Here is a 24,828-nt window from a genome sequence, read left to right as displayed (position 1 = left end):
CTCTCGACTTCTACGAGGACCTCGAGGCAGACAACAGCAAGAGTTTCTGGACCGCGCACAAATCCGTCTACGACGACTCGGTGCGCGCACCCATGACCGCCCTGCTCGCGGAACTCGAATCGGAGTTCGGCGCGGGCAAGGTGTTTCGCCCCTACCGCGACGTCCGGTTCTCGAAGGACAAGACGCCCTACAAGACCCATCAGGGCGGATTCGTCGAGACCCGCCCAGGCGTGGGCTACTACGTGCAGATCGACGCGGCCGGACTGTTCGTCGCGGGCGGCTTCTACTCGCATACCCCGCTGCAGGTCGGCCGCTTCCGTGACGCCGTCGACGACGACCGCAAGGGTCGCGAACTCGTCCGGCTCGTGAAGAAGGTCCGGTCGTCCGGCTTCGAGATCGGCGGCGACACGCTGAAGACGCGCCCCCGCGGTGTCGCCGAGGACCACCCGCGCCTCGACCTGATGCGGCACAAATCGCTCACCGCCAGCCGGAGCTACCTCTCCCCCGACTGGATCGAAACTCCCCGCGCCGCTGACGAAGTCCGCACTGCCTGGCGTTCGATGCGCCCGCTCGTCGACTGGCTGACCACCGTGATCGGCGCCGGAGAATGAAACTTACCGGTCGGGAAAACATGTGTGGCACACAGCGTTTCCTCGGCACTTTCCGGGGCCTCGACATGATCTTCGTCACGCTTGGCCGCAGAACCGCAGGTCGCACTTACGGCGATGTGACCCGCACGCGCGAATTCCCCTACTGTGGCTCGTCGTGATCGACGCGCAGACTCTCTCCGGCCCTATCGATATCGCTGCAATTCGAAACGTCCGGCGTTGGTCGCCGGGGGCGTGCGTATGGTGCGGAGACGACAACGCAGTCGAGATGTTCCGTAACGAACCTCGGTGTGGCACTTGCCGCGAGAAGGAAACGGTCATCGACGAAGCCCGCCGCTTCCTCGGCATGTACGGACTGCGTCCACTCGGCGGCACGTTGCAGTCCGACGACGACGAGGAGCGCGAGCACCGGGTCAACGCCCGCGACGCGCGCCGCGACCTCAACGAGACGAAGCTCTCGGAACTCCCGGACCCGGCCGCAGTGCGCAAGGCGCTCCGTCCCCGGGCTGCCAGCGTGGTGTCGGAGCCGCGCAGCACCGCCCATTCCGGAACGTCATCGGCCACTGCGTCGTCTCGCCCGAGCGCGTCCCGCACGTCGGCCACGCCGCCGGTGGCACCGGTGCGCACCGACGCCGTCGACGTCGCCGCGCTCGAATCGCGCGTTACCGGCCTGCTCGATCAGCTCTCGGCCATCGATGCTCAGATGAACCTGATCGGTGAGCCCGCCGGCCTCGCCGCACGCGCCCGGATCAGCGACCTCGAGAAGCAGCGCGCCACTGTGCTCCGCACCCTCGCGGCACTGGAGAAGGCCCGGATCGCGGCCGGCCAGTAGGCCACATCCTCCGGGCCGCCGCAGGGTGATACCGTCGCCCTTCGTGCAGCCCGTCTCCCCTCCCACCGCGCTGGTCATCGACGCGAAGAAACCGCCGATGGGCCCGATGCTGGTGACGCCCAATGCCCGGATCAACGGCTTTCCCGTGCCGCTTCGGTGGGGTCACAACGTCATTCCGGCGCCTCCCGGTGTGCACCACATCGAGATCGCGGTCCCGTGGATCTGGGAGCAGGGCAAGGCGCAGATCACCGTCGACAACCGGTACCACCCGGCGCCCCCGGTGTATTACGCGTCGCCGTTCAGCAGTTTCAGCAAGGGCGCCATCGACCACCGGCCGGTGAAGAATCCCGGTTTGCTCGGACTGCTGCTGATTCTCACCCCGGTACTCGTGATGATCCTCGCCGTGGTGGCGTTCGCCCTGTTCGGCTAGGCGCCCGGCCCCTAGCACCATTGACACTTCTGGCGATGTGTCTCACTATCGATACATGACCGCACATGTGTCGAGCGTCTCGTTCGTGCCGAGGTCCGGACCCACGTGGCGCGCCCCGTGGCAGATGTACGCCGCCCTGCGCGACCACGACCCCGTCCATCGCGTCGTCCCCGAGGACGCACCCGGGAACGACTACTGGGTGTTGTCCCGGCACGCCGACGTCTACGCGGCGGCCCGGGACGCCGAGACGTTCTCGTCCGCCGCCGGCCTCACCACGACGTACGGCGAGCTGGAGAAGATCGGCCTGCAGGACAATCCGCCGCTGGTGATGCTCGACCCACCCGACCACACCGCGTTCCGCCGCCTCGTGTCGAAGGGATTCACCCCGCGCCAGGTCACCGCCGTCGAACCGGCGGTCCGGGCGTTCGTGGTGGAGCGCCTCGAACGACTGCGGGAGGCCGGCGAGGGCGACGTCGTGAAGGAGCTGTTCAAGCCGCTGCCGAGCATGGTCGTCGCCCACTACCTCGGCGTCCCCGAGGAGGACCGAGCGCAATTCGACGGCTGGACCGACGCCATCGTCGCGGCCAACGCGCAGGGCGACACGCTGCAGGCGACGGGTGCGGTCACCGATCTGATGGGCTACTTCGGCGGACTGATCGAGCGGCGGCGCACCGACCCCGGAGACGACACCGTCTCGCACCTCGTCGCGGGCGGGATGGGAGCCGACGGCGATCTCACCGGACTGCTCTCCATCCTCGGTTTCGCGTTCACGATGGTCACCGGCGGCAACGACACGACCACCGGAATGCTCGGCGGCGCGGTCCAGTTGCTCACCGAACACCGGGATCAGCGCCGCGATCTGATCGACCACCCGGAGCTACTCGGCGACGCCGTCGAGGAATTGCTGCGGCTCACCGCCCCCGTCCAGGGCCTCGCCCGCACGGTGACCCGCGACGTCGAAATCGAGGGCACCACCATCCCCGAGGGCCGGAAGGTGTTCCTGCTGTACGGCTCCGCGAACCGCGACCCGCGCCGGTTCGGACCGGATTCGGAGGAGCTGGACGTGCGCCGCAGACCGACGCAGATCCTCACGTTCAGTCACGGCGCCCACCACTGCCTGGGTGCGGCCGCGGCCCGGATGCAGGCCCGGGTAGCGCTGGAAGAACTGCTGGCCCGCTGCCCCGACTTCACGGTCGACGTCGACGCCGTCGTCTACGCCGAGGGCAACTACGTGCGCCGCCCGACGAGCATCCCGTTCCGGGTGCGCGAATGAACGCCGACTGGATGCGCGACGAACGACCCCGCCTCGCCGCCGAGCGAATCCTCGACGTCGCCGCCCAGCTGTACGTCGACAACGGCATCACCGCTGTCGGTATGGCCGACGTCGCCCGGGCGGCCGGATGTTCCCGCGCCACGCTGTACCGCTACTTCGACAGCAGACAGGCATTGCAGCTGGCGTTCGTCCACCGCGAGGCCCGGCGCATCGGCGCACTGGTCGCGGAGGAGGTGTCCGGAACCGCCGACCCGAAGGACGCGATCGTGGAGGCGATGCTGGCCGCGATCCGGCTGGTGCGCGCCGACCCCACTCTGGCCGCGTGGTTTCAGCTCGGCGACTCGGGCCTGGCCGCGCAGATCGCGCACTCGTCGGATGTCATCGAGTCGCTGGGCACCGCGTTCCTGGGGCAGGCGGGATTCTCCGGAGAGGAGACGTCCAGGAAGGCTCGGTGGCTCGTCCGCATCATCGTCTCGCTGCTCACCGTCCCGGGCATCGACGACTCCGACGAACGCACCATGCTCGAACAGTTCGTCGCACCTGCATTGGTCGCACACGATGCCGACGAACGGGACGCTCGTTCGATCTGACGCAACGAGCGTCCCGTTCGTCCGGCAGAACGACGGTCAGCGCACCACGCCCGCCTGCTCGTCGGCATCGACCTCGAGGGTCGTCTTCCGGTCGGATTCACCGATCCGCGCGAGGACCCGCGGCTTGCGGAGCCGCAGGTAGCAGTACAGGGCGAGGTAGCCGAGCACGGTCGCGAAGAAGATCCACGCGACCACGCCTCGCGCTCCGGACGGGAACGGGTTGAAGCTGTACCAGTACACGAGCACGGACCCGATCGCGGCGAGCACGGTCGCGAGTCCGATGCCCAGGCGCAGCGACCGCGACCGCACTGCGCAGTAGCCGGCTGCCAGCGCGGTGAGTCCGTATGCGGCGATCAGCATGTAGCCGGCGTACGTCCCGAGCAGACCGTACGACGTCTCCGCCGTCGTCACCAGCACGCCGAGGAGCCCGGCCACGAGGTAGATGACGCCGAGGGTCGTCACCGCGCCGACGGGAGTTCCGTGGCCGGCACTGACCTTGCCGAGGCGGGCGGGCAGCAGACCGTCGCGGGCCAGGGTGTACACGGTCCGGCTGGTACCTGCCATGACCCCGAGTGTGGATCCGAAGAAGCTGACGGCGACACCGATGTCGATCAGATAGCCGAGCCACCCGACGCCGTTGTGCTCCGCCAGGGTGTCGAGGGGTGCGTTCATGTTCTCGATCGGCAACCCGCGGAAGCCGAGCACGATGATGTAGGTCGCGACGATGTAGAGCACCCCGCAGGCCAGGACCGAGCCGACGACGGCGAAGCTGATGGCCCGCTTGGGATGACGCGCCTCGCGGCCCAGCGTAGCGGCGTGGTCGAATCCGGCGAGGGAGAACACGGAGAAGCCTGCGGTCGCGAGGATCGCTGTGGCACTGAAGCCGTGGAAGTCGAACTGCCGGCTGTCGATCGGTCCGGTGTCCGAATTCGCGAGGACCACGACCAGGAGCACGACGATCACTGCCACCGTGAAGAATTCGATGACCAGCAGCAGCTTCGCGGACAGTTTCACCTCACGAAGGTTCAGGGCGGTCACCGCGACCGCGACGGCCCCGGCGCAGATGCCGAGCGTCCACGTGCTCGCAGGCAGACCCACCTTCTGAAGGAACGCGTCGAGGTAGATCGCCGAGCCGATCACGCACGCGGGTCCCGCGACGAGTGACGACGCGAGGTGGGTGACCATGACGAAGAATCCGGCCGGTTTGCCTGCCGCGCGAGCCGCGAGTCCGTACGTCCCTCCGGTGGTGGTGAAGCGTTTGGCCAGCCAGCCGATGCCCCCGGCGAATCCGAGGACCAGTACCGAGGTCACGGCCCACGTGATCCAGCTGAGGTTGCCGGCGATGGTGACGACGACACCGATTGCGAGGGCCAGCGTCGACGCGGGCGCCAGAATGCCGAGCGAGACGCCGAACACCGCCCACGTCGGGAGGATTCCGCGCGGCAGTTGACCGGCCTCGGCGTTGGTTTCCGCCGAGGACGTCATCGTGTCCTCCGTGGTCGATCCATCGTGCACAGTCTTCATGAATGCTCCTCGCGGATGACAGGACAGAGAGTGTCGAATAGTTGGCTGGTGGGCCAGTTATGAATCATCGTGAGGGCGATCACACCCGATGTCAAGAGCGCATCGCGCCCCGAGCGACGTCCGGAAGGCGGGTTGACAGCCCCTGTGAGTGCCGCCACAATCTAAATTGACTGATGAGCCAGTTATCTATTTTCCGATCGACAGCAACGCGAGATCGAGGAGAATCCCCTATGACCACTGTGGTGGCCGAGTCCGTCACACAACTGAGCGCCTTCTCCGACCCTGCCTCGGTAGCCGTCGTCGGCGCCTCCGCCGATCCCGCGAAGTGGGGTTACTGGCTGGCGAGCGGCGCCCTGATCGGCGAGCACCGCCGCCGGGTCCATCTGGTCAACAGGAGAACCGACACCCTCCTCGAACACCCGTGCCACCCGAACCTGTCGGCCCTCCCCGAGGTCCCCGACCTCGTGGCTCTCTGTGTGCCGGCGCCGTTCGTCTCGGACGTGGTGGACGAGGCCCTCGCACTCGGCGTCCGCGGATTCCTCGGCGTCACCGCGGGCGTGCCCGGCGAAGCCGAGCTCGCGGCCCGGATCCGCAGTGCCGGAGCGCGACTCGTCGGCACCAACAGCCTCGGCATCTACGACAGCGCCACCGACCTCTCGCTGGCGTGGGGGCGGTTCACACCCGGGCCGCTCGCCATCATCTCGCAGAGCGGGCAACTCGGCTCCGAACTCGCGACGCTCGGCGCCCGGCACGGCGTGGGCGTCTCCCGGTTCGTGTCCATCGGCAACCAGTCCGACGTCACCGCAGCGGAACTGCTCGCCGATCTCGGCAACCACGACCCGACGCGCGTGATCGCTCTGTACCTCGAAAGTTTCAGCGACGGTGAATCCCTGTTCCGGACGTTGCGTGCCCTGCGGGACACCGGACGACCGACCCTGTTGCTGACCGTTGGCGCCAGTGCCGCGAGCACGCGCCTGGCACGCTCCCACACAGGCTCACTCACCTCTGCCGTGGATGTCGTCGACGCGGCCTGCCGCGCGGCAGGCGTGCTCCGCGTGAGCACCCCCGACGAGTTGATCACCGTGGCCCGCGCATTCCTCTCCACCACCGTTCCCGTCGGCAACCGCGTCGCCATCGTCGGAGACAGCGGCGGGCAGTGCGCGATCGCCGCGGACGTGACGAGCGCGAGCGCACTGACGGTCCCCGACTTCTCGCCGGCGCTCGCCGAATCCATTGCGCTGCAACTGCCTCCCGGTGCGGCCAGCAGCAATCCGGTCGACCTCGCCGGGGCGGGTGAGCAGGATCTGGGAAGTTACGCGAGCGTCGTCGAGCACGTTCTGCGTGCCGACGAGTCGGACGCCGTGGTGCTCACGGGGTATTTCGGCTGCTACGCGCGGGACGCGCCCACTCTCGCCGAACGCGAAGCGGCCGTGGCCGAACGGATCGGCCGGGCGTCCGTAGAGACGGGCAAACCCGTCGTCGTCCACACCATGGCTCCGGAATCGAGCACCGCACAGGCGTTGTGGCGGCACGGCGTCCCCGTGTTCGACACGATCGATTCCGCGATCCGCGCCCTGTCCGGGCTGGGCCGCCTTCGACCGCAGAAGCAATCGAATCCCCCTCTCTCCGAGCCTGTTCCGAAGGACGGACTCCGGGCGGGATACTGGGCCGCGCGGGAACTTCTCACCGACCTCGGCGTCGCCTTCCCCGACGGCGCAGTCGTGCGGACCCATGAGGAGGCGGTCGACGTGGCCGGCCGGCTGCGTGCCCCGTTCGTCCTCAAGGCGAGCTGGCTCGAGCACAAGAGCGAGGCGGGCGGCGTCGTGGTCGGCATCGACGGCCCCGAACAACTGGCGCGCACCTTCCAGGACATGCATTCCCGGCTCGGCGACGGCGACTACGTGCTCGAGGAGCAGGACACCCGGGCGGGCACCGTGGAAATCCTGGTCGGCGCACGCCGCGATCCCGACCTCGGTCCGGTGATCGTGGTGGGCGCCGGCGGCACCGAAACCGAAGTACTCCAGGACATCGGACTCGAATCGGCCCCCGTCGGACCCGACGACGCTCTCGCGATGCTCGAACGCCTCCGCTGCATGCCGCTTCTGCGCGGGTGGCGCGGACGCCCCGCGGTGTGCGTCGACGGTCTGGTCGACGTGATCACGCGGGTCTCCCGGTTGATCGCGGAACGGCCCGACATCGCCGAGATCGAGTTGAATCCGGTCCGCGTCGCGCCGGACGGAGCACTCACCGTCGACGCGCTCGTCGTGGCCGCCGAACCGACCCCCGCCCCGTGAGTCCATATCCCGAGACAGCACAGGAGAACCATGCGATGACCGAAACCCACTCCCCCAGCCTCGTCCCGAACACCGCCGACGAATTCCGCGGCCGTGTCGCCGTCGTCACGGGTGGCGGCTCCGGTATCGGACGCGCTGTCGCGATGCGGTGGGCAGCCGCGGGCGGCACCGTCGTCGTCTTCGGCCGCAGGCAGAACGCGCTCGAGGACACCGTCCGGGCGGCCGAGCGGGTCGGCGGGAAAGCCGAGGCCGTGGTGTGCGACGTGCGGGATTCCGACGCCGTGGACGCGGCAATCGACGGGGTGGTCGACCGCTACGGCCGACTCGACGCCCTCGTCAACAACGCCGCAGGCAATTTCGTGGCACCCAGCGAGGACCTCACGCCGGGCGGGTGGAAGGCCGTGGTGGACATCGTCCTGAACGGCACGTTCTACTGCACCCGCGCGGCAGGCCGCCACATGCTGGCGACCGGCCGCGGCACCATCCTCAACACCATCGCCAGCTACGCCTGGCACGGTCATCCCGGCACCGTCCACAGTGCGGCGGCCAAGGCGGGTGTCGTCGCCATGACGCGCACCCTGGCCGTGGAATGGGGCGGCCGCGGCGTCCGGATCAACTGCATCGCACCGGGACCCACCGAGACCGAGGGAGCCGGCGCGGCCCTGTGGCCCACCGAGCAGGACCGCGCCCGAGTGCTGTCGAGCGTCCCCGCTGCCCGCTTCACCACGCCGGAGGAGGTCGCCGAGTCCGCGGCCTTCCTGCTCAGCGACCGCTCCGGCTACGTCACCGGAGAGGTCCTCGTCACCGACGGCGGCCAGTGGCTCGGCAAGTCCGTGTACACGGATTCGCGAGCGGCGGCCCGATGACCACCACGATTCACACCACCTGGGACCGCGACTCGATCCTCGTCGGCGGGGACTGGATTCCCGTCACCGACTGCACGGAGGTGCACGACCCGGCCACCGAATCGGTGATCGGCCGGTCCGCGTCGGCCGGCATCGCCCACGTCGACGCGGCCGTCGCGGCGGCACGCTCCGCCGGAACAGCTTGGGGTACAAGTTCTCCCGAGGATCGCGCCGAGATCCTCGACGCGTTGTGCACCCAGCTGCGCGCGCGGAGGCAGCTCCTCGTCGACACCACCGTCGCCGAAGTGGGTGCCCCCGTTACCGTGGCGGAGGAAGCGCACATCGACCTCGGTATCGAGATCCTCGCCTCGTATGCGCGGCTCGCCAGGGACCTTCCCTTCCGGGAGCGGCTGGGCCGGACGCTGCTGCTGCGCCGCCCCGCGGGTGTCGTCGCCTGCATCACGCCGTGGAATTACCCGTTCTACCAGCTCGCGGCCAAGGTGGGAGCGGCTCTCGCGGCGGGATGCACCACCGTCGTGAAGCCGGCCGAGCTCACCCCGCTGTCCACCTACCTGTTCGCCGACGCCGCGATCGATGCCGGCCTTCCGGCAGGAGTACTGAACCTGGTTCCGGGCAGCGGTCGAACGGTGGGCGCCGCGCTGACCGCCCATCCCGGGGTCGACGTGGTGTCCTTCACCGGCTCCACCGCAGTCGGCAGAGGCGTCGCACACGCCGCCGCCGAATCCCTGACACGCGCGTGCCTCGAGCTCGGCGGCAAGTCGGCGTCCGTGGTGCTCGGCGATGCCCCGCTGCCGGCAGCGGTCACCGCGACCGTCGACGCCGCCATGCTCAACTCGGGTCAGACGTGCAGCGCGTGGACTCGCCTGCTCGTGCCGCGCACACGGTACGAGGATGCGGTCGAACTCGCCGCCGGCCACGCCGGCACGTTGCGGGTGGGTGACCCCAGGGACCGCGCGACGCAACTCGGCCCGGTGATCTCGGCTGCCCAGCGACGATCGATCGCAGAGGCGGTCGACGCGGCCGTGGCCGGCGGGGCCCGCCTTGCAGCGGGAGGTTCCGGCATGCCCGCCGGCCTCGAGACGGGCCACTACCTGCGACCGACGGTGCTCGCCGACGTCGGGCCGCACGACCCGATCGTGCGCGACGAAATCTTCGGACCGGTGCTGGTCGTCCTGCCCCACGACGGCGACGACGACGCGATCCGGCTCGCCAACGACAGCGACTACGGGCTCGGCGGCGCCGTGTGGTCTGCCGACCCGGAACGGGCACTGGGCGTCGCGGCCCGGATGGACACCGGTCAGGTCGACATCAACGGCGCCCCGTTCAACCCCGAGGCCCCGTTCGGGGGCTGGAAGTCCTCCGGCCTGGGCCGCGAGCTCGGCCGGTTCGGCGTCGAGGAGTTCACCGAACTGACGGCGGTGCAGCGCTGACCGTCGCACCTACATCCCCACAACCCCATACCCACAGCCCCGCACCGACTCAACCGCATTCGAAGCGAAGGAACCACGATATGACCACCACGAACATCCCCGCCTGGCCCCTGACCGACGAGCAGAAGCAGATCATCGAGCTGTGCCGCGACTTCGCGCAGAAGGAGATCCGGCCCCGCGGCCGGGAGGTCGACGAGGCGGATGTCGTGACACCCGTCGACATCTTCGCCAAGGCCGCCGCGGTGGGCATCACCGACTTCATGATCCCCGAGGAGTTCGGCGGAGGCGGCATGGGCGACGTCTTCACCCAGTGCCTCGTGCAGGAGGAACTGTGCTGGGGTGACCCCGGAATCGGAAACCTCGTGTGCTCCAACGGCTTCTTCTCCGATCCGATCATGGTCCTCGGCACGGAGGAACAGAAGAAGCAGTGGCTCGGCCCCCTCACCGGACCAAACGCCCCGATGACCTCGCTGGCCACCACCGAACCTGGGTCCGGCTCGGATGCGGCGTCGATCGTCACCACGGCCGAGCGCGTCGACGGCGGCTACCGGCTGGGCGGGCAGAAGGCGTGGATCTCCAACGCCGGCGCCGCCCAGTTCTACGTCGTGTTCGCGAAGACCGACCGCACCCAGCGGTCCGGTGGCGTCTCCGCGTTCCTGATCGAGAAGGGCGCCGAGGGAATGACGTTCGGTGAGCCGATGAAGAAGATGGGGCAGCGCGCCATCGTGTGCCGGGAGATCTTCTTCGACAACGTGTTCGTCCCCGAGGAGAATCGTCTCGGCGCGGAAGGACAGGGCTTCTACGGACTGATGGGCACATTCGACATCTCACGGGTCGTGCTCGGGGCGGCCGCCGTCGGCGCCGCCCGCGCCGCCTACGAATACGCCCTCGACTACGCCAAGACACGGAAGCAGTTCGGGGTGCCGATCATCGAACATCAGGCGGTCGCCTTCCGGCTGGCAGACATGGCGACGCGGATCGAATCCGCCCGGCTGCTGGTCCATCACGCCGCCCGCATCATCGACAGCGGCGGCAACGCCCGGGGCATCGCCGCCATGGCGAAGCTGACGGCATCCGAGACCGCCATGTTCGTCACGCATGCCGCGGTGCAGACGCTCGGCGGCTGGGGGTACTCCCGCGAGTACCCCGTCGAGCAGTGGATGCGCGACGTCAAACTGGAGGAGATCGAGGAAGGCACGTCCGACATCATGAAGCTCGTCATTTCCCGGAACCTGGACTGAACGACATGGGTGCGCGGCGGCGGACACACCGTCGCCGCGCGCCCGTCCGGGCACCCGCGCACCATCCGCACACGAACACTGCACAGCCCATGGGAGGGCATCGATGACAAGCCAGAACGGCGGCCAGGCACTCGTCGCGGCCCTCGCCGCACACGGAGTCGACACGGTCTTCGGCATTCCGGGCACCCACAACCTCGCCATCTACGCCGCCTTGGCCGACTCGCCGATCCGCTCCGTCCTGACGCGGCACGAGCAGGGGGCCGGTTACGCCGCCGACGGATATGCGCGCGTCACGGGCAAACCCGGCGTCTGCCTGACCACCACCGGTCCCGCCATCCTCAATGCCGCTGCCGCAGCGGCGCAGGCGTGGTCGGATTCGGTCCCGGTTCTCTTCATCTCACCGGCCCTGCCGCTGACCCACCCGGGGAGGGGAAACGGCTACCTCCACGAGGTGAAGAATCAGCACGCGGCGCTCGAGGCGATCGTGTCCTACAGCCACCGGGTCACCAGCGTCGACGAGATCCCCCGGGCGATCGCCTACGCGTTCGCCGCCATGAGCTCCGGTAGACCGCGGCCGGTGCACATCGAGATCCCCGTCGACATCCTCGACGCGGAAGCCGACGTCCGGATCGTGGCCCCGGTCGAGTCCGCTCCACTCGCCGCTCCCGTGCACGCGGTGACCGACGCGGCGCAGCGCCTCGCCGCCGCACAGTCTCCTGTGCTGGTCGTGGGCGGCGGGGCCCGGTCGGCGGCCCCGCAGGTCCGCGCCCTCGCCGAACGTCTGTCCGCCCCCGTGCTCACGACGACCAACGGGAAGGGAGTCCTCGACGAGGACCACCCACTGTCGGTGGGAGCCGGCGTTCACCATCCGTCGGTCCGCGCCGTGCTCGAGGCCGCCGACTGCGTTCTCGCGATCGGCACGGAATTCGCTCCCTCCGACTTCTGGTACGGCCCGGTCGAGCTGGACCACAAGCTGATTCGCATCGACGTCGATCCGACGTCGATGACCACGAACGCCGATCCCGCCGTCCGCCTGCTGGGCGATGCCGGGACGACGGTGTCGCAACTGCTCGACGTCACGAAGATGCGCGAGGATTCCGGCGCCCACGAGCGGGCCGCGTCGCTCCGACGCGGGTTGCGGGCCGACGCCGCCGCCGAGGGGGCCCCGTGGCTGGAGATGATGGCCGCCATCGCACCGGTCGTCGACGACTCCACGGTGATCGCCGGGGACAGCACGATGGCCTGCTACTACGGTGCGCTGTCGAACCTCACCGTGCACCGTCCCGGCGGATTCCTGTACCCGACGGGACAGGGAACGCTGGGATACGGTCTGCCYGCGGCGATCGGCGCGTCCGTCGCCGACCCGGACGCACGGGTCCTGGCGATCCTCGGTGACGGCGGGGTGATGTTCACGCTTCCCGAACTCGCGACGGCGGCGCAGCTCCGATTGCCGCTGCCCATCGTGGTCGTCGACAACGGCGGCTACGGGGAGATCCGCAACGAGATGGCAGACCGCGGCGACACCGTCCACTCGGTCGCGCTCGGCGGCATCGATTTCCCCGCCGTGGCGCGGGCGATGGGATGTCACGGACGAGCCGTCGAGTCTCCCGCGGCGCTGACGGACGCGATCACGGCGGCGTTCGACGCGGATCGTCCGACTCTCCTGCACATCCGCGAGAACAGCAGGGCGACGCAGCAGGTGTGACGGCTACGCTGGTTCGGCCGAACTCTCGACTACGGTCTCTGTAGACGAGACGTCACATCCTAGGAGTTGAGAGCGCGATGCCACGCCCGAGCGTTGAAGCGGAACGTCGAGAACAGATCCTTCAAGCGACGTGTGAAGCCATCGCCGAACTCGGCTTCCGCGCCGTCCGGATCGCCGACGTCGCGTCACGGGCCGGGGTGAGCAACGGGACCATCCACTACTACTTCGATTCCAAGGATGCGCTGCTGCATGCGGCGTTCCAGTTCAACTTCGAGCACTCGCTGGAACGTCGGCGATGGATCATGGAGAAGAGCGACGTTCCGCTCGTGCGGCTCCACCGGCTCGTGGAGTCGTACCTTCCCGCCGGGCCGGAGACGATCACGGCCTGGCGGGTGTGGGTGGAACTGTGGGCGTCCGCACTCGGCAACGTCGAACTCCAGGAACTCAACGACACCGTGTACGGGGAGTGGCGCGGGGTGGTCCGGGAGACCGTCGAGGCCGGCGTCGAACAGGGCGCTCTGCGGGTGAAGGATCCCGGAGCCGCCACCGACATGCTCCTCGGTCTCCTCGACGGCCTCGCGATCCAGGTGCTCACCGGTTCCACCCTGATGACCCCGACGCGGATGCGGGCCGTGTGCGACGACTTCATCGACGCCATCACCGTCGACAAGCACCGGGTCGCGTCGACCGCCGGCAAACGCACCGCGAAGTGACCGTCAGAGCGCCGATGCGACGGTGAGCCCCTCCAGCACAGCCTCTTCCACGGTGCGCGGCGAGAGGCAGTCGCCGACGGCATGGATCCGCTCCCGCGGGAACCCGTCGACCTCCAGCAGGTCGGCGACCGACGCATGTCCGTGCGCGAGAACGACTGCGCTGACACCCTCGACAAGCACCAGCTTGCTCCGACCGGACCAGTCCGGGGTCGACCGTCGTCCCGGTCACGAACCGCACACCCGCCCGGCGCGCCTCCCCCTCCAGGTTGGTGACGGCGCCACCGAACTCGCTCCTGCCCGGTAGCCGTTCGAGCAGCAACACCTGGCCTCCCACCCGGGACGCCGCCTCGTACGGGGTCACCCGGTGTCCACGTTCCGCGGCGACCGCGGCCGCTTTCAGCCCGCCCGGTCCGCCGCCGATCACCATGACGTTCTTCGACCTGCGCGTGATCTGCAGAGCCCCGAAGCGCAGTTCGCGGCCGGTCTCCGGATGCTGGATGCACGAGATCGCGGACCCTCGCTGGAAGTGCCCCATGCACGCCTGGTTGCAGCCGATGCACGCGCAAATCGAATCGACATCGCTGCGTTCGGCTTTCGCCGGCATCGTCGGGTCGCAGATGAGGGCGCGGGTCATCGCGCACGCGTCGGCCTGCCCCCGCGCGATCACGGCGTCTCACTCGTGCGGCTGATTGATCCGGCCCGCCACGATCACCGGAACTCGGACCACGGATTTGACGGCCGCGGCCATCGGTGCGGTGTAGGCGGCGGATTCGGTCATCGGGGCGGCGATGTGTGCCGCACCCGACAGACTCGAACTCCCGCGCACACTGACGTAGTCGAGCAGACCATTCGCGTCCAGCGACGCGCCGCCTGCGATTCTCCGCCGACCCGCCGTACTCGTCCATGCGGAGGTTGGTGCGGGGATTGAGGAACTGCGCCGGTAGATAGCCGTGACTCGCGACGATCTGGACGCCGTCGAGTCCGGCGCTGCAGTCTCCGGGCAGAGTCGCCGTACCCCTTGACAACCGGCGCTATTTTGCCGGTCGTCATCGCTCTCGGCCGGGATGCAGTCGTCGTTGGCCACCTTCCCCTGCTGCACGAGAACGGTGTCGTGCCCGGAGGGCACGATGCGATTCGCGAGCGTCACGTTCCCGATGCGAAGCGGGGAGAACAGGTGGGGAAAGAGCTGTGACGTCATATCTTTCACCTTTCGACGCCGGCGGCGACCCGCGGTAGGGGGTCGTAGCCGCCGAGTCCGAGCGGCTGCACGAACGTCTTGGTCAACACGGCATGGAGCGTGCCGGCGACGAGGAACGCCGGAATCGAGGCGGTGGTGTACGGAAAGATCGAGGACGGAATGTAGGTGACCGGATTGAGCAGCAGAGCGTACGTCGCCGCACCGGCAGCCACGGACGCGAACGCGAAGGCGTTGACACCGCCCCAGTACCCGTAGCAGGAGCGCGCACTGGGCAGGTACAGGTCGCGGATCCGTAGGACACCTCTGCGCAGCAGGAAGAAGTCGACGATCTGCACGGCGCACAGCGGTGCCACGAGGATCGCTCCCCAGGACAGGAATCGACCGTAGTTGTCGTAGACGGCCGAGGGGAAGAAGACGAGGATCGCCGCGGGTCCGAGGATGAAGGCCACCAGCACCGGCCAGGGCGTGCCGCGGAGCAGCTTCCCGCCACCGCCTTTGAGCGCCACCATCGAGGCGTACCCCTGGGAGAGAATGGCCGTGACGTTGGCGAAACCGATGACGATCAGGGCCAGAACGCCCAGCACGACTCCCGCGAGCGGGATCATCCACTCCGTGGGATCCTCGAGATTCAGCGCCAGCGCCGCGAAGACACCGACGACGGCCGCGGCCACCGACGCGGCGAAGAGTCCGAGCCAGTTCGGCCAGAACGCCGCACGCGGACCACGGGTGAGCCGCGCGAGGTTCCCGACGTTCGGCCACCACGCGAACCCGCCGGCGATGTTCAGCTCGATCGCGACCATGAAACTGGTGTGCGGATCACTCTCCGGATCGAGCGGGGGCAGACTGGCCAGTTCGGACCAGGATCGCTTGGTGAACACCATGACGAGGATCCCGACGATGATGAGGACCAGCACGGGTGCGATCACCCGGCACACGGACTCCACCGAGACCGGTCCCCGGGCAAGAACGAGCCAGGACAGGGCCACCGCGACCAGTGCCAGCAGGCTCACGGCCGCACCCGTCTGGGAGATCTCGATCCCGAAGACGTTGTCGATGACGTTCACCAGGCCGTGCCCGAACATGATGGCCAGAACTGCAGACCACGCCGCCGCGAAGAGCGTGGACATCACGACCATCACGATTCGGGCGCCGTTGCTGCCGAACACGCTTCTCAGCCCGACGAACTGCTCGATGCCGTATTTCGCCGACGGCAGGCACGGCGCGAGTGAGACGAGGAAGACGCTGATCGCGTAGCCGATGACGATGCTCGCGATCGCCTGTACTGCGCCGACGTAGTACGCGACGGCCGCGCCCTGCAGAAACGCCCAGGTGGCCACGGCCAAGCCGATGTTGACCGCCGAGTAGTCCCAGAAGCCCCAGATCCGCTCCGACGGCACCAACGGCAGTTCGTTCAGCGTGGCGTCCGTGCCGCTGGCGCCTGCACTGCCCACTGTCGTGGTGCGGTCCTCCCGCTGCCCGTCCAGCATCAGTACCCCCACCACAGCATGACGGTGATCGTGGCGACGATCCCGACGATCGCCGCCACGACGTCCCGCCACGGAAGGTCGGGCAGGATCATCCCGCCTCCGTCGGGGGATTCCAGGAGGAGCAGTCGCCTCTCGAGTTCCTGTTCGAATGCGTCGTCCACGCGATCCCCATTTCTGATTGGCGGGCCAGTTATCAATAGTCTGTGGCACGGGTCACATCGTGTCAACCCTCGAATTCTTGCGCAGGAAACCAGGATTGAGTATTGACTGGCGAGCCAATCAAGAACAGGATGCTGGTCATGACGAACACGAAGGATCACCCGACTGCCCTACCGGCCCGCGTTCGGACCGTCGTGGTCGGCGCGGGGTACGCAGGCCTGTCCGCCGCACTCTCGCTGCACGACGACGGCATCGACACCCTGATTCTCGAGGGATCCGATCGAGTCGGCGGAAGGGTGTGCTCCGAACGGAGGAAGGACGGTGTCGTCGTCGACCACGGCGGGCAATGGGTCGGCCCCACGCAAAAGCATCTGCTCGCCCTCGCCGAACGCTTCGACTGCCCGACCTTCCCGACGTACAACATGGGCGAACACATCGAACTGTGGCCCGACGGTGTGCAGCGGCGGTACACCGGCGCCGGTCCCGACAGCGGTCCCGGAATGGCCGACTACCTGGCTGCCGCCGATCGCATCGACGAACTCGCGAGGACCGTCGACCTCGACGACCCCACGGCCACTCCGGGCATCGAGAGGTGGGACAGCGAAACGGTCCACTCCTACTTCGAGCGGACCGTCGCGAACGAGGACGCCCGTCGGCGACTCGCGCTCGCCGTCGAGGGTGTGTGGTCGATCGAGCCGCGCGATCTGTCGGTGTTCCATCTGATGTTCTACGTCGCATCGGCCGGCGGATTCGACCAACTGATGGAAACCGAAGGGTGCGCGCAGGAGCGCCGATTCCGGGACGGAGCACAGTCGACGGCGCTGGCCGTCGCAAATCATCTCGGCGACCGGCTTCACGTGAATACGGCTGTGCGCCAAGTCGAGCACACCACCGACGGCGTTCGGATCGAGACGACTCGGGGAACGATTCTCGCGGACAGCGTCGTCATGGCACTGCCGCCCTCGGCCACCCAGCGCGTCACGTTCACTCCCCCGCTGCCGGTCCCGCGCACCCGCTGGGTCGATCGCAGCCCGATGGGCGACGTGGCGAAGGTGCACGCCGTCTTCGACACCCCGTTCTGGCGCGCCGACGGACTGTCCGGCCAGGCGACCATCTACGGCAATCGCGCCGTCGGAGTCGTGTTCGACAACTCCCCCGAGGATGCCGGACACGGTGTGCTCGTGTGCTTCGTCTACGGCGACCGCCAGCGGTCCTGGTCGGCGCTCTCCGACGACGACCGCCGGGCAGCKATCATCGCCACTCTCGTCGAACTCTTCGGCGACCGCGCCGCGTCGCCGATCGACTACACGGAGAAGATCTGGCCGCAAGACGTGTGGGCGCGAGGTGGATACGCGGCGAGCCCCACCCCCGGAACGTGGTTCGCCCACGGACGGGGCGGCTGGCGTGCTCCCACCGACCGCATCCACTGGGCGGGCTCCGAGACCGCGAGCATCTGGAACGGCTACATCGACGGCGCGATCTCCTCCGGGGCGCGTGCGGCCGAGGAGATCCGGAAGCAACTGTCCCGCTGAACGAACGGGACGCTCGTTCGATCTGACTCAACGAGCGTCCCGTTCGTCCGAGCAGGTGAGCGGCAAAGCGTGCGGCGGCACACCACTCCACTCACGTGGGGGTCAGCCTTGTGGGGTGACTCGCAGCACCTGGTCGGTGGAACCGTTGTCCGTGGTGACGAGCAACGAGCCGTCGGCGGTCGGGGTAACGGACCGGAGGCGGCCGTACTGATTCTGCAGGCCGAACGTCTGAGCCGTCACCGTCTGCCCGTCCGCGGCCAGGCGCAGGAAGATCAGTTGCTGCGTCTTGAGTCCGCCCATGACGAGGGCGCCGTCCCACGGTCCCCATCCGGGACCGGTCACGAACGCGGCGCTTCCGGTCGCCAGGGTGCTGCTGCCCGAACTCCACGCCGCGGCAACGGCTCCGGGCACCCGCACCGGGTCCGTCATCGGCACGGACTCGTCGTAGATGCCGGGAATCCGGTCCGGCTTGTACCCGTAGTTGCCGCCCGCGACCAGGAAGTTCACCTCGTCGTCCCGGCTCRTCCCCTGATCCACGGCGTAGACGCGGCCCGTTCCGGGCTGCTGCGCGAGCCCCTGCGCGTTCCGGTGGCCCAGGGTGTAGACGGGGCTAGCCGGGTCCGGATTTCCGGCTGCGGGGGTGCCGTCGGCGTTGATGTGGAGGGTCTTGCCGCCCAGCGAGTTCGGATCCTGCGACACGGTCGGCTGCGCCGTGTCACCGGTGCCGACGAACAGGGTGCCGTCGGCGGCCGTCAGGATCCGGCAACCGCCGTGACGTCCCTGGTCGACGGGGATTCCGGTAAGGATCGCGGCACCGCGGGTCAGCGCCGTCCAGCCGGCATCGACGGTCCACGACTGGATCCGGATGTCGGTGACGCCGCCGCCCTGGAATCCCTGGCACGTGTACAGAGTGCGCGTTTGTGCGAAGTTGCTCGCGAGTGCGATACCCATCAGCCCGGTCTCGGACTGCGCGTAGAGGTCGGCGAGATCGGCGGTGACCGGTCCGCTGCTGCCGTCCGCCCGCCGGACGAAGAACCCGCCCGACCGCTGCCCCGTGAGCACCGCGCCGTCCGGGGCCTGCACGGCGTCCCACGGATGGTCGAGTCCGTCGAGGACGGGTGTGACCGTCAGGGCGGGAAGTGTGTCTTCCGTCGGTACTCCCGGGCCGTCGCTGCCCGAGCCGAGACTTCCCGTGTCGAACGGAATGGGCAGCGGCTGAGCGGATGCCTGCGCGGCGGGAAGGCCGATCACGGCCGTGGTGGCGAGAGCAAGGGCAGCGAGCTTCGGTTGACGCACAAGGTCTCCTCGGGTCGTTGACGCGCTACGCGGCAACTATAAGCGCGCCGACGCCCCCAGTTGATCTTGCCGGTCACCTCCGCGCGGCGCACACCAGCGCGAAGCGCTCGTCCGGGTCGGTCCAGGTGCGGTCGACGCCGAATCCCGCCTCCGCCAACTCCCGTCGGACGCCGTCGAGAGTGAACTTGGCGGAGATCTCCGTCCGCAGCTGCTCCCCCGCGGCGAACTCGACGTCAAGATCCAGCTCGGCGATACGAATCGACATCGCCCGCTCGGCCTCGAGCCGCATCTCGATCCACTCGTTGCCGGCGTCCCACAGCGCGACGTGCCGGAACTCGTCCACCGGGAAATCCGCGTCGAGCTGCGAGTTGAGTACCTGCAGCACGTTGCGGTTGAACTGCGCCGTCACTCCGGCCGCGTCATCGTAAGCGGGAACGAGGACGGCGGGATCGATCACCAGTCCGACACCGAGGAGGAGGTGCTCCCCCGGTTCCAGGACGTCGGCGATCCCGGAAAGGAACTCCGCCCGCTCGGCGGGCACCATGTTTCCGAGGGTGCCCCCGAGGAACGCGATCGTGCGGCGGCCACCACGGGGAAGGTGGTGCAGCGACTCGGTGAAATCGCTGACGACGCCGCGCACGGTCAGATTCGGGAACTCCACGCCGATCTGCTCCGCCGCACCCTCGAGCGCGGACACCGACACGTCCTGCGGTACGTACGTATGGAGGCTTCCGCGCCGGGTACCGGCGCCGAGCAGGAGCCGCGTCTTCTCCGAGGACCCTGATCCGAGTTCCACGAGGATCTCCGGCGCCGCGACCTCGGCGATCTCCCCCGAATATCGCCTCAGCAGTTCCCGTTCCGTCCGCGTAGGGAAATATTCGGGCAACGCGGTAATCTGCTCGAACAGCTCGCTTCCGCGCGCGTCGTAGAAGTATTTGGGAGGCAGCCACTTCGGGTTCGACGTGAGCCCCACGGTGGCGTCCTTACGCAGAGCGGCCCTGAGCTGCTCGGGCTGCAGATACACCTCGAGGGTCGGTGTGGTGGTCATCGTGCTCCCATCTCGAGCGGGGTGACGATCAGGTGTCCGGGACGTGCACTGACGAAGTGACGGTCCGGAATCGATTGCCATGCGGGGTTGTCGTCGTAGGGTTCGGACATCACGATGGCCCGTTCGTCGTCGACGAGCACCGACAGCGAATGATGCCAGGTGGTGGCCCACAGTTCCGTGCCGTTGCCCAGCAGCAGATTCAGTCGGGAGTTCGGCGCGGCGGCGACGACGGACTGGACGAGCGAACTCATCGCCTTCTCGGGGTCCTGCTCGCCGAGCGCCCGGCGCAGCAGCAGCCACAACGCGGCCGAATCGGTCGGCGCCTCGAGTTGCAGCAGATCGCTCGCGGGGAGTTCCGCGGCGAGCCCGGCGAGCGACTCGGGCCACCCACGCACCACACCGTTGTGGCTGAACGCCCAGGTGTCGTCGGAGAACGGTGCGCAGGCCGTGTGCTGCACGGGCATCCCGACCGTCGCCGACCGGGCGGCGGCCACCACGGCGCGGGAGCGGATGTTCGGCAACGTCTCTCGCACGACCGGATCCGACCACAGCGGCGCGGCACTGCGGTAGCGGGAGAAGCCGTCCGCACCCCACCACCCGACGCCGAACCCGTCGGCGTTGATGGTTCCGCCGCCCCTCATGTCGCGTGGCGCGTAGGACTGATGCACCAACGAGTTCTCGCCGCGGCTGACGAGGTCGGCCACTGATAGTTCCGGTCCCAGATAGCCCAGGTGTCGGCACATCTCAGTAGTCGTCTCCCGGAAGGTCTCGGGCACAGCGGAATCCGGAGAAGATCTGCCTGCGGATCGGGTGGTCCCAGTTGCGGAACGTCCCGCGGCACGCCACCGGATCGGTGCCGAACGAACCGCCGCGCAGCACGCGGTAGTCGCCGCCGAAGAACACCTCCGAGTACTCGCGGTACGGGAACGCCGCAAACCCGGGATAGGGCTCGAAGGACGACGACGTCCACTCCCACACGTCGCCGATCAGCTGATGTACGCCGAGCGGGGACGCCCCCGACGGGTATGCCCCGACCACCGCGGGTCCGAGGTGGCGCTGTCCGAGGTTGGCGAGCGAGGAGTCGGGTTCGGCGTCACCCCAGGGGAATCGGCGCGACCGGCCGGTGAACGGGTCCCACCGCGCCGCCTTCTCCCATTCGGCTTCCGTCGGCAGCCTCTTGCCGTCCCAGCGTGCGAACGCCTCGGCCTCGAAGAAGCAGACGTGCACCACCGGTTCCTGGGGATGAATCGGCTCGGTGACCCCGAACCTGCGGCGCCACCACGTTCCGCAGCCGTCGTTCTCCCAGAACTGGGGTGCTTCCAGCCCGGCGTCGAGGCGATGCGCCCATCCCCGCTCGCTCCACAACTCGGGCCGCGCGTACCCACCGTCGTCGACGAACTCGAGGTAGCGGGCGTTGGTGACAGGGACGGCGTCGATCACGAACGCCGGAACGTCTACGCGGTGCGCGGTCCTCTCGTTGTCGAGCGCCCACGGATCGTCCGACGTTCCCATCGTGAATTCGCCGGAGGGAACGACCACTTCGTCCTCGGCGATCGCCCCACCGACACGCGGCGCGCTCTCCGCGGTCAACACCGCTGCACCGGAACGCAGTTGGTGGGTGGCGAGCATCGTTTCCGCGTGCTGCTGTTCGTGCTGCGCGATCATGCCGAACGCGAATCCGTTCTCCTCGAGCGGCCGGCCCCGGAACGTGCTTCGGTCGAGGACGTCCCACACCTTGTCTCGAACGGTGCGTATGTAATCCCTGGCCGCGTCCGGGCTCAGCAGCGGCAGGGAGGGCCGGGAGTTCCTCGAATGTTTGAATGCGTCGTACAACTCGTCGATGTCGCGGCGGACGGGTTCACGGCCGCCGACGTCCCGCACGAGCCACAATTCTTCCTGATTGCCGATGTGCGCGAGATCCCACACGAGCGGGCTCATCAACGGGGAATGCTGTGCGACGAGGTCCTCCCCGTCGACACAGTCCGTCAACCCGGCGGTGCGCTCCCGCGCCCGTGTCAACACCGTCTCGATCTTCTCGCGGGTACCCATCAGCGTTCCTCGCTCGGGGCCTGGCCCCGGCAACATCGTTCGGCGGCGGCATCGAGCAGTCTGACGAATTCGGGGTCGGGCGAGTACGCCGCCGCAAGCGACAGCAGAGCTGTTGCCGCAGCGCGCAGTTCGAGGTCGGCCAGGCCGAACTCGGCCGCGTCCCGCCAGCGTTCGGCGGTGGGCAGCGCCGCGTCGAGCGCCTCGGCCATGGCACCCGGACCCGACAGCAGCGCGTCGATCGCCGCAATGGGAACCCGCCACTGGTCGCCCGGTTGCGCATCGAGATAGCGCACTTCGAGATGACCGGCCGCACGAACGGGCGGAAACAGGGTGGTGAGGTGATAATCGAGGTCGGCGGGCGTCGGACGTCCGATCACGTCGTCCAACGCGCCCTCGACCCAGTCCGCGAAAGTTGCACCGTCGGGCGCCGTCCAGTCCGTTCCGTCGTTGCGGATGCACAGCAACGGCACGTCCAGCACCCACCCCGCATAGTCCGCGATGTGCGGGGTTCCGATGGTGCGCGGCGAATCGAGTTCGAGCCACGTACGCATTCGCTGCGACGCCCACTGCCCGTCGGGTACCCCGTAGAGCCGCGGCGAACACGCGAAGGCCGCGATCAATGCGGGCCCGATGGCATGGAGCAGGTGCCACCGCCTCTCCACCGCAACCGGATCGGCCCCGGCGTCCACGCTGATCTGCGTTGCGGCGGTGTTGCACATCATCAGCTTCCCGAAGGGCCCGATGCCGGTGAAGCGGGATTCCATGGCGCAGTACCGCGGCGATTGGAGGAGACGTTGCGCGGGCCGGCGGGTGTCCGCGGCCTCGGACGACATGAGGATCGATCGGGTCGACAGCAGGTCCGCGAGAACCGCCTGATCGGCGGCGAGATAGTCGCACAATTCGCGTGCGGAGTAATAGGGGGCGCTGGACAGTTCGATCTGTCCGCCGGGTTCGACCGTGACGGCGCTGCCACCGGGAAGGGGCTGAGCAGGAGAAGAGGGATCGATGGTTCTGGGGGTGTGCGGCCCGAGAGCTTCGGCGAGAGCGGCGAGGTCGGGGCGCACGTATTCCGGCAGTTGCGCGGTCAGCCACTCCAATTCCGCGCCGATCAGCTGCGGTGGCCCCAGTTTGAAACACACACCACCGAGGTACGCCTCCGCCGCCGGCCGCGACGTGAAACACGTTGCCTCGACGGACTGAACTGCTGTAGCCATTCGACCCTCCCCTTCGGGCGCCGCCTGAACGTCGTTATCGACATTAGAGCGCCTCGGCCGCCGATGCACGCCCCAACGGCATACTTCTCGAGAACCTGCACATGTACGTTCGAGTGCATTCACTGCGAAAAGGGAGGTATCGGACATGCTCGACCTCGAGCAGGCGCGACGGGACACCCCGGGCTGCCTCGACAAGGTGTTCCTGGACAGCGCCGGCTCCTCCCTTCCGCCGACGCCGGTCCTGGACGCCGTGTTCGCGCACCTGCGCCGGGAGGCCGACGTGGGCGGCTACGTCGCGGCCGCCGAACGGGCCGACGATCTCGCGGCCGTGAAGTCGTCCCTCGGCCGGCTGATCGGGGCGAGCGCCGACAGCATCGCCCTGGTGGACAGTGCCACCACCGCCTGGAACGATTTTTTCCATGCCGTCCCGCTCCGGGCCGGTGACCGCGTGCTGATCTCGGAGGTCGAGTACGCCAGCAACGCCATCGCCGTTCTGCAGCGGGCCCGGTCCGTCGGCGCGACGGTCGACGTGATCCCCAGCGACCCCGCAGGCCAGATCGACGTCGCCGCCCTGGAGACGCTCCTCGACGACCGGGTCCGTCTCGTGTCCCTCGTGCACGTGCCCACCAACGGCGGCCTGGTCAACCCCGTCCGCGAGGTGACGGAGCTGGCACATTCGCACGGCGCGCTGGTACTACTCGACGCGTGCCAGTCCGTCGGCCAGATCGCCCTCGACGTGAGCGAACTGGGCGTCGACGCCCTCTCCGCCACGGGACGCAAGTGGCTGCGCGCGCCGCGGGGCACCGGCTTCCTTTACGTGCGGCCGGAGCTGGCCGCGACGCTCGAACCGGCCGCGCTCGACCTGCACAGCGCGGAGTGGACCGCGGCGGACGCGTACCGCCTCGCGACCGATGCCAGCCGGTTCGAGTTCTGGGAGTGCGACGTCGCCGCCCGCCTCGGACTCGGGGTGGCCGCCGACTATCTCCTCACCCTCGGGATGGACGAGGTGGAGGCGGCGGTGGCGGCCGGGGCCGAGCACCTCCGGTCGGGGCTCGCGGCGATCCCCCGCGTCACCGTGCGGGACCTCGGCGCCCGCCGGTGTGGAATCGTCTCGTTCACCGTCGACGGGTTCGACCCCGGCGACGTCCGGAAGCAGCTGGCCGCCCGCGACGTCACCGTCACCGCCAGCCTGCGCGGGTCGACGCTGCTGGACATGAGCGCCCGCGGGCTGGACGCCGTGGTGCGGGCGTCGCCGCACTATTTCTGCTCCCCGGACGATCTCGACCGGTTCCTCGCCGAGGTCCGGACCCTCGCGAAGTAGCCCCGTCGGGCGGCCGGG

At 68.6% G+C, this 24,828-nt stretch carries 22 protein-coding genes and 2 pseudogenes; 13 read left to right on the top strand and 11 right to left on the bottom strand.

Translation table 11 applies throughout. From position 1 onward, the window contains the following. The 5 genes from AC1DWT_RS25240 to AC1DWT_RS25220 all read left to right on the top strand — a co-directional run. A partial coding sequence (locus AC1DWT_RS25240; RefSeq protein WP_477922651.1) for a DUF2461 domain-containing protein occupies positions 1–611 on the top strand: 611 nt, incomplete at its 5' end. A 265-nt stretch (positions 612–876) separates the two neighbouring features. Beyond that, positions 877–1,440, top strand: coding sequence for a hypothetical protein (locus AC1DWT_RS25235; RefSeq protein WP_072941010.1), 564 nt, complete (start codon positions 877–879; stop codon positions 1,438–1,440). 43 nt (positions 1,441–1,483) lie between these two features. Beyond that, complete coding sequence (locus tag AC1DWT_RS25230) at positions 1,484–1,870, top strand: hypothetical protein (protein ID WP_072941013.1); 387 nt, start codon at positions 1,484–1,486, stop codon at positions 1,868–1,870. Between the two features lie 55 nt (positions 1,871–1,925). Next, on the top strand, positions 1,926–3,143 hold the full coding sequence (locus AC1DWT_RS25225; RefSeq protein ID WP_095861187.1) for a cytochrome P450: 1,218 nt from the start codon (positions 1,926–1,928) through the stop codon (positions 3,141–3,143). Further along, complete coding sequence (locus AC1DWT_RS25220) at positions 3,140–3,733, top strand: TetR/AcrR family transcriptional regulator (protein ID WP_387486240.1); 594 nt, start codon at positions 3,140–3,142, stop codon at positions 3,731–3,733. Before AC1DWT_RS25225 ends, AC1DWT_RS25220 begins: the two co-directional genes overlap by 4 nt. Before the next feature lie 36 nt (positions 3,734–3,769). On the opposite strand, the gene AC1DWT_RS25215 is transcribed toward AC1DWT_RS25220, so the two are convergent. After that, positions 3,770–5,257: an APC family permease gene (locus AC1DWT_RS25215; RefSeq protein ID WP_378683960.1), complete on the bottom strand. Its 1,488-nt coding sequence runs from the start codon at positions 5,255–5,257 to the stop codon at positions 3,770–3,772. Between the two features lie 230 nt (positions 5,258–5,487). Here AC1DWT_RS25215 and AC1DWT_RS25210 point away from each other — a divergent pair, with 230 nt between their 5' ends. The 6 genes from AC1DWT_RS25210 to AC1DWT_RS25185 all read left to right on the top strand — a co-directional run bounded on the left by AC1DWT_RS25210 (position 5,488) and on the right by AC1DWT_RS25185 (position 13,506). Next, positions 5,488–7,551: an acetate--CoA ligase family protein gene (locus tag AC1DWT_RS25210; RefSeq protein ID WP_477922647.1), complete on the top strand. Its 2,064-nt coding sequence runs from the start codon at positions 5,488–5,490 to the stop codon at positions 7,549–7,551. A gap of 35 nt (positions 7,552–7,586) precedes the next feature. Continuing rightward, positions 7,587–8,417 carry an SDR family oxidoreductase gene (locus AC1DWT_RS25205; RefSeq protein WP_072941021.1) on the top strand — a complete coding sequence of 277 codons (831 nt, stop codon included), beginning with the start codon at positions 7,587–7,589 and terminating at the stop codon, positions 8,415–8,417. After that, entirely contained in the window at positions 8,414–9,847 is a 1,434-nt protein-coding gene (locus AC1DWT_RS25200) for an aldehyde dehydrogenase family protein (RefSeq protein WP_477922646.1), read from the top strand. The genes AC1DWT_RS25205 and AC1DWT_RS25200 overlap by 4 nt, the downstream gene beginning before the upstream one ends. Positions 9,848–9,927: 80 nt before the next feature. Further along, positions 9,928–11,088 carry an acyl-CoA dehydrogenase family protein gene (locus tag AC1DWT_RS25195; protein ID WP_072941024.1) on the top strand — a complete coding sequence of 387 codons (1,161 nt, stop codon included), beginning with the start codon at positions 9,928–9,930 and terminating at the stop codon, positions 11,086–11,088. A 103-nt stretch (positions 11,089–11,191) separates the two neighbouring features. After that, the gene (locus AC1DWT_RS25190; protein ID WP_477922645.1) at positions 11,192–12,793 is read left to right on the top strand and encodes a thiamine pyrophosphate-binding protein; all 1,602 of its coding nucleotides are present in this window, start codon (positions 11,192–11,194) and stop codon (positions 12,791–12,793) included. A gap of 77 nt (positions 12,794–12,870) precedes the next feature. Continuing rightward, a complete protein-coding gene (locus AC1DWT_RS25185; RefSeq protein WP_072941028.1) occupies positions 12,871–13,506 on the top strand; it encodes a TetR/AcrR family transcriptional regulator in 636 nt (211 codons plus the stop codon). Between the two features lie 3 nt (positions 13,507–13,509). On the opposite strand, the gene AC1DWT_RS25180 is transcribed toward AC1DWT_RS25185, so the two are convergent. The 5 genes and pseudogenes from AC1DWT_RS25180 to AC1DWT_RS25160 form a co-directional block, all read right to left on the bottom strand. Then, positions 13,510–13,686 carry a hypothetical protein gene (locus tag AC1DWT_RS25180; protein ID WP_244163882.1) on the bottom strand — a complete coding sequence of 59 codons (177 nt, stop codon included), beginning with the start codon at positions 13,684–13,686 and terminating at the stop codon, positions 13,510–13,512. A gap of 91 nt (positions 13,687–13,777) precedes the next feature. Continuing rightward, a pseudogene (locus AC1DWT_RS25175) lies at positions 13,778–13,933 on the bottom strand (NAD(P)-binding protein); the annotation flags it as partial. A 496-nt stretch (positions 13,934–14,429) separates the two neighbouring features. After that, a pseudogene (locus AC1DWT_RS25170) lies at positions 14,430–14,531 on the bottom strand (hypothetical protein); the annotation flags it as partial. Between the two features lie 178 nt (positions 14,532–14,709). Beyond that, entirely contained in the window at positions 14,710–16,191 is a 1,482-nt protein-coding gene (locus AC1DWT_RS25165; protein WP_477922655.1) for a cytosine permease, read from the bottom strand. Continuing rightward, positions 16,191–16,352, bottom strand: coding sequence for a hypothetical protein (locus AC1DWT_RS25160; RefSeq protein ID WP_174705484.1), 162 nt, complete (start codon positions 16,350–16,352; stop codon positions 16,191–16,193). Before AC1DWT_RS25160 ends, AC1DWT_RS25165 begins: the two co-directional genes overlap by 1 nt. 129 nt (positions 16,353–16,481) lie before the next feature. Here AC1DWT_RS25160 and AC1DWT_RS25155 point away from each other — a divergent pair, with 129 nt between their 5' ends. After that, positions 16,482–17,882, top strand: a complete 1,401-nt coding sequence (locus AC1DWT_RS25155) for a flavin monoamine oxidase family protein (RefSeq protein ID WP_477922654.1) — start codon at positions 16,482–16,484, stop codon at positions 17,880–17,882. A 102-nt stretch (positions 17,883–17,984) separates the two neighbouring features. On the opposite strand, the gene AC1DWT_RS25150 is transcribed toward AC1DWT_RS25155, so the two are convergent. The 5 genes from AC1DWT_RS25150 to egtA all read right to left on the bottom strand — a co-directional run bounded on the left by AC1DWT_RS25150 (position 17,985) and on the right by egtA (position 23,489). Next, positions 17,985–19,178: a PQQ-dependent sugar dehydrogenase gene (locus AC1DWT_RS25150; RefSeq protein WP_477922644.1), complete on the bottom strand. Its 1,194-nt coding sequence runs from the start codon at positions 19,176–19,178 to the stop codon at positions 17,985–17,987. Between the two features lie 73 nt (positions 19,179–19,251). Then, a complete protein-coding gene (gene egtD, locus AC1DWT_RS25145; RefSeq protein WP_477922643.1) occupies positions 19,252–20,226 on the bottom strand; it encodes an L-histidine N(alpha)-methyltransferase in 975 nt (324 codons plus the stop codon). Next, a complete protein-coding gene (gene egtC, locus AC1DWT_RS25140; RefSeq protein ID WP_477922641.1) occupies positions 20,223–20,969 on the bottom strand; it encodes an ergothioneine biosynthesis protein EgtC in 747 nt (248 codons plus the stop codon). The genes egtD and egtC overlap by 4 nt, the downstream gene beginning before the upstream one ends. A 1-nt stretch (position 20,970) precedes the next feature. Then, positions 20,971–22,275, bottom strand: coding sequence for an ergothioneine biosynthesis protein EgtB (egtB, locus tag AC1DWT_RS25135; protein WP_477922640.1), 1,305 nt, complete (start codon positions 22,273–22,275; stop codon positions 20,971–20,973). Next, on the bottom strand, positions 22,275–23,489 hold the full coding sequence (gene egtA, locus AC1DWT_RS25130; RefSeq protein WP_072941040.1) for an ergothioneine biosynthesis glutamate--cysteine ligase EgtA: 1,215 nt from the start codon (positions 23,487–23,489) through the stop codon (positions 22,275–22,277). Before egtA ends, egtB begins: the two co-directional genes overlap by 1 nt. Positions 23,490–23,634: 145 nt before the next feature. On the opposite strand from egtA, the gene AC1DWT_RS25125 reads away from it, so the two are divergent. Next, positions 23,635–24,810: an aminotransferase class V-fold PLP-dependent enzyme gene (locus AC1DWT_RS25125; RefSeq protein ID WP_095861200.1), complete on the top strand. Its 1,176-nt coding sequence runs from the start codon at positions 23,635–23,637 to the stop codon at positions 24,808–24,810. Positions 24,811–24,828 lie beyond the last annotated feature (18 nt).

Source organism: Rhodococcus sp. P4_B6 (assembly GCF_056402215.1).
Note: the sequence above shows the minus strand (reverse complement) of the source record. Positions and strands in the feature narration are given on the sequence as shown.